The 6619-nt window shown below is 69.1% G+C and carries 7 protein-coding genes; 2 read left to right on the forward strand and 5 right to left on the reverse strand.

Features of this window, described 5'->3' with window-relative positions; all coding sequences use genetic code 11:
- Positions 1-671: 671 nt before the first annotated feature.
- The 3 genes from ACFWMR_RS42140 to leuC all read right to left on the reverse strand — a co-directional run bounded on the left by ACFWMR_RS42140 (position 672) and on the right by leuC (position 3644).
- The gene (locus ACFWMR_RS42140; protein ID WP_378382442.1) at positions 672-1337 is read right to left on the reverse strand and encodes an HU family DNA-binding protein; all 666 of its coding nucleotides are present in this window, start codon (positions 1335-1337) and stop codon (positions 672-674) included.
- 253 nt (positions 1338-1590) lie between these two features.
- Entirely contained in the window at positions 1591-2193 is a 603-nt protein-coding gene (gene leuD, locus ACFWMR_RS42145) for a 3-isopropylmalate dehydratase small subunit (RefSeq protein WP_093939396.1), read from the reverse strand.
- Between the two features lie 32 nt (positions 2194-2225).
- Positions 2226-3644 carry a 3-isopropylmalate dehydratase large subunit gene (leuC, locus tag ACFWMR_RS42150; protein ID WP_378279988.1) on the reverse strand — a complete coding sequence of 473 codons (1419 nt, stop codon included), beginning with the start codon at positions 3642-3644 and terminating at the stop codon, positions 2226-2228.
- 79 nt (positions 3645-3723) lie between these two features.
- Between leuC and ACFWMR_RS42155 the strand changes: the two genes are divergently transcribed.
- Complete coding sequence (locus ACFWMR_RS42155; protein ID WP_005158149.1) at positions 3724-4425, forward strand: IclR family transcriptional regulator; 702 nt, start codon at positions 3724-3726, stop codon at positions 4423-4425.
- Between the two features lie 79 nt (positions 4426-4504).
- Here the strand turns inward: ACFWMR_RS42155 and ACFWMR_RS42160 are convergent, their stop codons facing one another.
- Both ACFWMR_RS42160 and ACFWMR_RS42165 read right to left on the reverse strand, forming a co-directional pair.
- A complete protein-coding gene (locus tag ACFWMR_RS42160) occupies positions 4505-4897 on the reverse strand; it encodes a hypothetical protein (protein WP_005158152.1) in 393 nt (130 codons plus the stop codon).
- 62 nt (positions 4898-4959) lie between these two features.
- On the reverse strand, positions 4960-5964 hold the full coding sequence (locus tag ACFWMR_RS42165) for a helix-turn-helix transcriptional regulator (RefSeq protein WP_378382443.1): 1005 nt from the start codon (positions 5962-5964) through the stop codon (positions 4960-4962).
- Positions 5965-6004: 40 nt separating this feature from the next.
- Between ACFWMR_RS42165 and ACFWMR_RS42170 the strand changes: the two genes are divergently transcribed.
- Positions 6005-6454, forward strand: coding sequence for a hypothetical protein (locus ACFWMR_RS42170; protein WP_378382444.1), 450 nt, complete (start codon positions 6005-6007; stop codon positions 6452-6454).
- Positions 6455-6619: the final 165 nt, after the last annotated feature.

The raw sequence follows: 6619 nt of genomic DNA on the forward strand, positions 1-6619 counted from the left end.
ACCTTCCGTCAGGCCGTACCGGGTCGCGAAAGGGCCCATCGGGAAAGCGCGACTCACCGCTCACGATCCCCTCGACCGATGCGGTCCGACCGAAAGCCGGCGTTGCGAAAGTCGCGTTCGCAACGTTGAACGTTGTGAAAGTGGCTTTCGCAGCGCTTTCGACCGGGTCCGTGCCAAGCCGCGTGCCGAGCCGCTTTTCCCGACACGACTCCCCCACGTGGGTGACGTGCCGCTACTCCGGCCGTGTCCCAGGGGAAGCGGAGATCGCCCGGCCCGAAGTGCCTGTCAGGTAGGCGGATTCGCGGCGAAGTGAGTTCCGACACCGCCCCGGGATCCAGAGCGCGAGGCGTTGTCCAGCGGCGACGGTCCGCCGCGACGCTCGTCGCTCCACTGTGGAGGGCCGATCGGCGGGCACGGGGCGATGCGCCATCGGGGTGATCGAGGCGCCCGCCGGACACCCGCATGGATCTACGAAGAGTCGCGGCGCCACAAACGCGGCGCATTCGTCCTCAGAGCGCCGTGGATCCGTTCCGGCACCCCGGTTCCCCGGACACCGAGTTCAAGGGCCTTGCGGGCGAACGAGAAGGCCGGAGCGCACAGCCGGTGAAAATGCGGCAGGGCCCCGCGCCGTGCGCGGGGCCCTGCCGTTGGCTCACTCCTGGGGAGGGAGCTTACTTCTTCTTCGCGGCCGCCGAGGTCCGCTTGGCCGGAGCCTTCTTGGCGGGAGCCTTGGCGGCGGTCGCCTTGGCGGCCGGCTTCGCGGCGGCCTTGGTGGCGGTCGCCTTCTTGGCCGCGGTGGCGCGAGTCGTGGCCTTGGCCGCGGTCTTCGGCGCCGCCTTGGCGGCGGTCGTCTTGGCCGGAGCCTTGGTCGCGGTCGCCTTGGCGGCCGGCTTCGCGGCGGCCTTGGTGGCAGCGGCGGCGCGGGTCCGCGTGGTGGTGGTGCGCGTCGCGGCCGGGCGGCTGGCGGCCGTCCGGGTCGTCGTCGCGCGGGTGGCGGCGGCCCGAGTGGTGGTGGTGCCGGCGGTCGCGCGCTTCACAGCGGTGGCCTTCGGCAGCTTCTTCGAACCGCTGATGACGTCCTTGAAGGTCGTGCCGGCGCGGAACGCGGGCACGTTGGTCTTCTTGACGCGAACGGTCTCACCGGTGCGCGGGTTCCGCGCGGTGCGGGCGGCGCGGGCGCGCTTCTCGAACACACCGAAGCCGGTGATGTTCACCTTCTCGCCCTTGTTGACCGTCCGGATGATGATGTCGACAAGGCCATCGACGGCCTCCGACGCGACCTTCTTGTCGCCCAGGCGCTCCGACAGCGCCTCGATCAGCTGGGCCTTGTTGGCCATTCCAGTCCTCCAAGAAGAACTACTTGTACACGGCCCCGTCGGCCGACTTAGCGCACACGGTATTACCAATGCAGCACAAATTCCAAACGACGCGCGGAAATTTCCCTTGTCTCGGGGGCTGTTCCGCCTCCCGAGGGACCCCTTCAGGGCCTCTCGAGGTGCCGTTCGGTGTGGTTTCGGGGCTGTCGCACAGGACCCCGGACGAGGTGCGGATTCCCTGCTCAGCAAGGGAATCCGCCCCCTTCGACCGACCCTAGGAGGAGGCCGCCGGGAGGGTCACCGGCTTCCAGGAGGGGCGCTGGATCTCGAAAGTGTCGATCTCCTCCGCGTGGCGGAGTGTCAGGGCGATGTCGTCGAGCCCTTCGAGGAGCCGCCAGCGGGTGTAGTCGTCGATCTGGAAGGGCGCGGTGAAGTCCTTGGCCCGTACCGTCTTCGACTCGAGGTCCACCGTGACCTCCGTCCCGGGCTCGTTTTCGAGCAGCTTCCACAGCAGTTCGACGTCCGCCTGCTCGACCTGAGCGGCGACGAGGCCCTGCTTGCCCGAGTTGCCGCGGAAGATGTCCGCGAACCGGGAGGAGATCACGGCGCGGAAGCCGTAGTCCATCAGGGCCCAGACCGCGTGCTCGCGGGAGGAACCGGTGCCGAAGTCCGGGCCCGCGACCAGGACCGACCCGCTTTTGAAGGGCTCTTGGTTGAGGATGAACGACTCGTCGGAGCGCCAGGCGGCGAAGAGACCGTCTTCGAAGCCGGTGCGGCTCACGCGCTTGAGGTAGACCGCCGGGATGATCTGGTCAGTGTCCACGTTGGACCTGCGCAGCGGGACCCCGACGCCGGTGTGGTGGGTGAACGCGTCCATGGTTGGGAACTCCTTCGCGGATGTCAGCGATGTCAGCGAGCGGCGGCGGGCAGCAGGTCTTCGGGGCTGGACAGGGTTCCCCGCACGGCCGTGGCGGCCGCCACGAGTGGTGAGACCAGATGCGTCCGGCCGCCCTTGCCCTGCCTGCCTTCGAAGTTGCGGTTCGAGGTCGAGGCGCTGCGCTCGCCCGGCTTGAGCTGGTCCGGGTTCATGCCGAGGCACATCGAACAGCCCGCCTGACGCCATTCCGCGCCGGCTTCGGTGAAGACCTGGTCCAGCCCTTCGGCTTCGGCCGCCTGGCGGACCCGCATCGAGCCGGGGACGACGAGCATCCGGACCGACTCGGCGACCTTGTGCCCGCGCAGGACGTCCGCGGCGGCCCTCAGATCCTCGATACGGCCATTCGTGCACGAGCCGAGGAAGACGGTGTCCACCGCGATCTCCCGCAGCGGCGTGCCCGGCTTCAGGTCCATATAGGACAGGGCCTTTTCAGCGGCGATGCGCTCGTTTTCGTCGCCGATGCGCTCGGGGTCGGGCACCTCGGCGCCCAGCGGGAGCCCCTGGCCCGGGTTCGTGCCCCAGGTCACGAAAGGCGTGAGCTCGTCGGCGTTCAGCCGCACCTCGGCGTCGAAGACGGCGTCGTCGTCCGTGCGGAGTTCGCGCCAGTTCTCGACCGCGGCGTCCCAGTCGGCGCCCTTCGGCGCGTGCGGACGGCCCTTCAGATACGCGAACGTCGTCTCGTCCGGGGCGATGAGCCCGGCGCGCGCGCCGGCTTCGATCGACATGTTGCAGACGGTCATCCGGGCTTCCATCGACAGGTTTTCGATGGCTTCGCCGCGGTATTCGAGGACGTAGCCCTGTCCGCCGCCGGTGCCGATCTTCGCGATCACCGCGAGGATGATGTCCTTCGCCGTGACGCCGGGCCGCAGGGCACCGTCGACCGTGATGGCCATCGTCTTGAATGGACGGAGCGGCAGGGTCTGGGTCGCCATGACGTGTTCGACCTCGGAGGTGCCGATTCCGAAGGCCATCGCCCCGAAGGCGCCGTGCGTCGAGGTGTGACTGTCGCCGCACACCACGGTCATCCCGGGCTGGGTCAGGCCCAGCTGCGGGCCGATGACGTGCACGATTCCCTGTTCGGCGTCGCCCATCGGGTGCAGCCGGACACCGAACTCCTTGCAGTTGGTGCGAAGGGTGTCGACCTGGGTGCGGGAAACGGGATCCGCGATCGGCAGCTCGATGTCGATCGTCGGGACGTTGTGGTCCTCGGTCGCGATGGTGAGGTCGGGGCGGCGCAGTTTCCGGCCCGCCAGGCGGAGTCCGTCGAAGGCCTGCGGGCTGGTGACCTCGTGCAGCAGATGAAGGTCGATGTAGAGCAGGTCGGGCTCGGCCCCCTCGCCGCGCCGCACCAGGTGCGACTCCCACACTTTCTCGGCCAGTGTCCGGGGCATTTCCGGCTCCTCACATGCGGTGAAATCGGTACTTCCCACCATCTGGACATCTCAAACTTCGGGAAGATAGTATCGGCTTGTGGGACAGCATAGCGGTATCGGAGTACTCGACAAGGCCGTGGCCGTGCTTCAGGCCGTGGCCGAAGATCCTTGTGGCCTGGCGGAACTGTGCACGCGGACCGGTTTGCCGCGCGCGACGGCGCATCGGCTGGCGGTCGGCCTCGAAGTGCATCGCCTGTTGCGCAGAGGCCCCGACGGGCGCTGGCGGCCGGGGACCGCGCTCGCGGAACTGGCGGGCGGTTCGACCGATCCGCTGCTCGACGCGGCGAGCTCGGTGCTGCCGAAATTGCGCGACATCACCGGGGAAAGCGTTCAGCTCTACCGTCGCGACGGTGTCCAGCGCGTCTGCGTTTCGACCGCGGAACCGCCCAGTGGTCTCCGTGACACGGTGCCGATCGGTTCACGGCTGCCGATGACGGCGGGTTCCGGCGCGAAGGTGCTCGCCGCGTGGTCGGATCCGCACACGCAGCGGACGATCCTTTCCGAAGCCGTGTACGGGGAGCGCACGCTGCTCGAGGTCCGCCGTCGGGGCTGGGCCCAGAGCGTGGCGGAACGGGAGCCCGGTGTGGCGAGTGTCTCGGCGCCGGTACGGGATTCGACGGGCACCGTCGTCGCCGCGGTGTCGGTTTCCGGGCCCATCGAACGTATAGGGCGTAAACCGGGGGCGCGCTGGGCCGCGGATCTGCTCGCCGCCGCGGACGCGCTCCAGGAGCGCCTCTGAGCTTCCAGACGGATGAAGGCCCCCTGCGGCGCAGGGGGCCTTCATCGTTTCCGGGACCGTCCTGAATGGACGCGCCGGATCAGAACTCGTCGGCCTTCGTCAGCTCGTGTTCGAGGGTGTCGGCGCGCGTGACGAGGGACTTCAGCGGGTGTTCGAACTCGTTCCGCAGGTTCAGATCGACCAGCGGGATCGTGTGCTTGAGCAGGGCGACGCCGTCCACCACCGCCGCGCCACCGACCGAGTCACCGCCGGCCAGTTCGAGCAGGCGCCGCAGGTCGATCTTGTCGGCCCAGCCGACCGGAGAGGAGATCTCCACCCACTCCGCGCCGTCGTGGTCGGGCAAGTGGTGCAAGGACACCTGCTGGCCGCGGCCCTCCCCGGTGTCGACCCGGAACCGGAGCCAGCCGTCCCGCTCTTCGAGCACCTCGTACCGCGCCCGGACGAAATTGATCACGCCTGCCCAGATGGACACCCTCGTCACCTCTCGGTTTCGCCACTTCGTGCGCTGTCGAGCATGGCACATCCGGGACGGGTTCAGCCGCCCGGATAGAGGCCGGCCATCGCGCGCACGGTCGCTGTCAGGTGGGCGACCAGCGCGGCGGGCTCCAGCGCCTGGGCGTCGACGCCGAGCTTGAGCAACCCCGCGGCGGCGTGGGGCACGCTCTCCATCGGGATCCTGGCCCGCCGCCAGCCTTCGGCGTCCTCGCCGGTGAGGGTGCGGCGGGCGAGACGCGCGGCCCGCGGGCCGAGGAGGTCCGGCAGGGCGGCGATCCCCTGCGGTGACAGGCGGATGAGCGCGGTCTCGGTCTCCTCCGCCTCTTCGTAGCCTTCGACGTGTGCCCGCCAGAACGCGGAGAGTTCGAATCCCTCGGGCCGCTCGGCCTTCTCCGGCAGCGTCCGCGACCGCTGGATCGACGAGACCTTGTAGATGCGCGGCTGGTTCCGGCGGGCGGCGACGAGGTACCAGACCCCGGCCTTGAGCACGAGCCCCAGCGGATGCAGCCGACGGGTGACGACACCGGGCTCGGGCGACCAACGGCGATACCGGATCTCGATGACCCTGTCCCGCCACAACGCTTCCGCCACAGCTGTCAGCAGCGGCACCGGTTCGGCTTCGGAGTACCAGCCGGGCGCGTCGAGGTGGAACCGTTGCCGGATCCGGGTCGAGGCGTCCCGGTACGGCGTCGGGAGCGCGGCCGTCAGCTTGAGCTCGGCGGCCGCGACCTGGGCGCCGAGCCCGAGTTCGGCGGCGGGCTCCGGCAGCCCGGTGAGGAACAGGGATTCGGCCTCGTCGGCCGTGAGACCGGTCAAGCGGGTGCGATAACCCTCCAGTAACCGGTAGCCGCCGGAAGGCCCTGTCTCGGCGTAGATCGGCACGCCCGCGGCGGAGAGCGCCTCGATGTCACGGTAAACGGTGCGCGCGGTCACGCCGAGTTCCGCGGCCAGCCTGGCCGCGCTCAGCTTCCCCCGGTTCTGCAACAGCAACAGCAGGGACACCATCCGGCCGGCACGCACGGCCGGGAGTCTGCCAGCGACCACTGACAGAAGATGTCAGCGATGGCGCCGCAAGATCGGCGGCATGAACGATTTCGACTTCTTCACCGGCTCCTGGACCGTCGCCAACCGGCGGCTGAAGACCCTTTTCGAGGGCAGTGACGACTGGTACGAGTTCCCCGGGACCTCCACCTGCCAACCGATCTTCGGTGGCGGCGGCAACACCGAGGAGATCGTTTTCCCGACGCTGGGCAGCAGCGGCTTCACGCTGCGCCTGTTCGACGTCGCCAGGAAGGAGTGGTCGATCTACTGGGCGAGCAGCCGGACCGGGCTGCTCTGTCCGCCGGTGGTGGGCGCTTTCGCCGACGGGCGCGGCGACTTCTACGGCGACGACAGCCACGAGGGGCGGCCGATCAAGGCGCATTTCCTCTGGTCGGAGATCACCGCGACGTCGGCGCGTTGGGAGCAGGAGTTCTCGGTGGACGGCGGGGAGACCTGGGAATCCAACTGGGTGATGGAGTTCAGCCGGGTCTGAGATCGGCTGCGGCCGGGATCGGGCGTGCCATCGCAGTGGGGGTGGTCGTGAGTGGCAAGTGTCGTTAGAGCGGTCCGGTATTTACCTACTCACGCCTGAACTGGGCGAGGGTGGTGGTTCAGCGGCTGCCGGGCGCGACGATGGCAGACGAGGTGGCGGGGGTAG

Origin of the sequence: Amycolatopsis thailandensis, from assembly GCF_042723255.1 — a bacterium.
Classification (GTDB): Bacteria; Actinomycetota; Actinomycetes; order Mycobacteriales; family Pseudonocardiaceae; genus Amycolatopsis; species Amycolatopsis thailandensis.